Below are 2,355 nucleotides of genomic sequence, written 5' to 3'. Positions count from 1 at the left end.
CAATCTTTCCTGAATCTTCATTATTCTCATTTTATTGTAATCGTGTACATTTCTTAATTCAAGCTTGAATGATAAAGGCTGGCCACTGTGTGTCATTGCTATTTCTTTAKTATTCCTAAATATTCTTCCCAAGGTCCTACATCTTCTCTGTATCGTTCTGCCATTATTCGAACAATTTGCGCAATATGCGTTAAATCGTGAGCAACCCAAGTCGAGAGCAGCTCTCTGACTTTTACTTCCCTAAAATCAGGGTGTTCTCCTCTCACTTCAAGGTGCTTTTCATGCTTAACTAGCAGCTTGAGTTGATGTAAATTCTGTATTCTTACCTTTTTGAATTCAAGAAGCTTCTCTTCAATAGAATTAGCAGATTCCTTGTTTAAATGGGCATAGCGGTCAAACGGAGGAAAAGCTCCCTCTTTTCCTTTTTGAAGGATAAATTCTAGCCTTGGTATCCAATTGTTTTTTTCTGCTTCTATTAAATGTTCTATGACTTCGGAGGTATTCCACGTTCCTTCTCCTTCATTGCATTGCAGCCACCCAGCAGATAGACCAGACAAAAGTTTTTCAAGCGTTTGTGGCGTATTCTCAAGTATTTCAATCGCTTCTTTTAAATTAAAATTCATATCAATTCCCCTTTCTCAACGTAATGATACTGAGCTGTCAGTTATGTAAATCCTTTAGAGATTATAGTCAATTTTACCATAATTCGCTTCTATTAAAGGAACCAACTATTTTTCTAATTCCTTTTATGATGACTAAAATAAAATAGGAACATACGTTTGGTTTTTCTCTAAAAATATGATAAAATATATATAGGCTAAAACGCAGTGAGTATCAGTCTGAATAGACACTGCTCATTCGTAAAATAGATTGCTAGCAACTTTTCATCTTGAGCTTTCCGTGTGAATTGGAGTGAGACAACAGTGAGTAAAAATCAAAAACGATGGACAAAAGAAGAAGATAGATTTCTTATCCAACACTATGGCGCTATGACGCTTCAAGAGATAGGTAAGTATTTACATAGAAGCAAGGAATCGGTTAATAAACGACTTACTCGATTAAATCTTCGTGCTTCGGATACAGCTTTACGTAAAAAATGGACGCTTGAACAAGATGCTTTTTTGCAGGAGAACATTGATATCATGAATAACCGTGAAATGGCACATTCCTTAGGCAGGAGTCCTTCTTCTATTGCTACGCGCATAAAAGTTCTGGGACTAACACGAAAAACGGCGATGCGAAGATGGACAGTACAAGAAGACGAATATTTGCTAAGGTATTACGGGGTAAAACCTCTTTCACACATATCAGCTAAATTACAGCGAAGTGTGCAAGCGCTAGAATCGAGGCTGAACCGTTTAGAAGTGTATGGAGCCAAAGCACACGTAGGACATATTACAGCGTGTGAACTAGCAGCCTGCCTTGGAGTAGATGTTCATACAATTTACAAGTGGATTCATAAAGAGAATCTATCGTACAAAATGATCATCGCCAAGACCAGAACATTTATGGGAATTGACATTCAATCTTTTTGGAAGTGGGCTGAACAAAATAAATCGTGCCTTAACTTTTTTAAAATACCTAAAAATACGCTTATTCCAGAACCAGCGTGGGTGAATGAACAAAGAAAACTAGACTATGTAAAGCGCCCTAAATACGAGCATAAAAAGTGGACAGCAGAAGAAGATGCCAGATTGTGGCGTATGTTTTATCAGGAAAAGCGCAATCAGCAAGAAATTGGACAGCTGCTCGGGCGTTCGAGAAATAGCGTGCAGCGACGCTTAGAGCGTTTACGTAAAAAGAAAATAGTTAGTTAAACGATAAAAAGCTTGGAATAAGCTATGCTTACTCCAAGCTTTTTTTATTGATATGACTTTTTGTTAAGCTTTAACTGCTTTTTCCCAATCTGCTGCAAATTTTTCCATTCCTTGGTCAGTTAACGGATGTTTTGCTAATTGCTCAATAACAGCGTATGGAATTGTGGCAATATGAGCTCCTGCAAGTGCTACACGCGTTACATGATCCGGATGTCTTACAGATGCCGCAATAATTTGAGAGTCGATGTTTTGAACGCGGAATAACTCAGCAATTTTAGATACCAGCTGTACTCCGTCTTCTGAAATATCATCAAGACGTCCTAAAAATGGAGAAACATACGTCGCTCCAGCACGAGCTGCTAAAAGCGCTTGGTTTACTGTAAAGATCAGGGTTACATTTGTTTTTACGCCTTTTTTAGCAAGGTAGCGCGTCGCTTCCAAACCAGCTAATGTCATAGGCAGCTTAATCGTAATGTTTTTATATCCTTCGTTAATTTTAATAAGTTATTCAGCTTGAGAAATCATGTCTTCAGCAGAA

The 2,355-nt window shown here is 37.9% G+C and carries 2 protein-coding genes and 1 pseudogene; 1 reads left to right on the top strand and 2 read right to left on the bottom strand.

The window, feature by feature from the left end:
* Positions 1–98: 98 nt before the first annotated feature.
* Positions 99–623 (bottom strand): DinB family protein, encoded by a 525-nt coding sequence (locus AC1DRF_RS23590; RefSeq protein ID WP_477741838.1) that lies wholly within the window; start codon positions 621–623, stop codon positions 99–101.
* 300 nt (positions 624–923) lie between these two features.
* On the opposite strand from AC1DRF_RS23590, the gene AC1DRF_RS23585 reads away from it, so the two are divergent.
* Positions 924–1,817 (top strand): sigma-70 family RNA polymerase sigma factor, encoded by an 894-nt coding sequence (locus AC1DRF_RS23585; RefSeq protein WP_427076311.1) that lies wholly within the window; start codon positions 924–926, stop codon positions 1,815–1,817.
* Positions 1,818–1,880: 63 nt separating this feature from the next.
* On the opposite strand, the pseudogene AC1DRF_RS23580 reads toward AC1DRF_RS23585, so the two are convergent.
* A pseudogene (locus tag AC1DRF_RS23580) lies at positions 1,881–2,355 on the bottom strand (transaldolase family protein); the annotation flags it as partial.

This window comes from Priestia sp. P5_B4, from assembly GCF_056400385.1.
The sequence above is the reverse complement of the archived record's forward strand: the minus strand, read 5'-3'. Positions and strand labels throughout refer to the sequence as shown.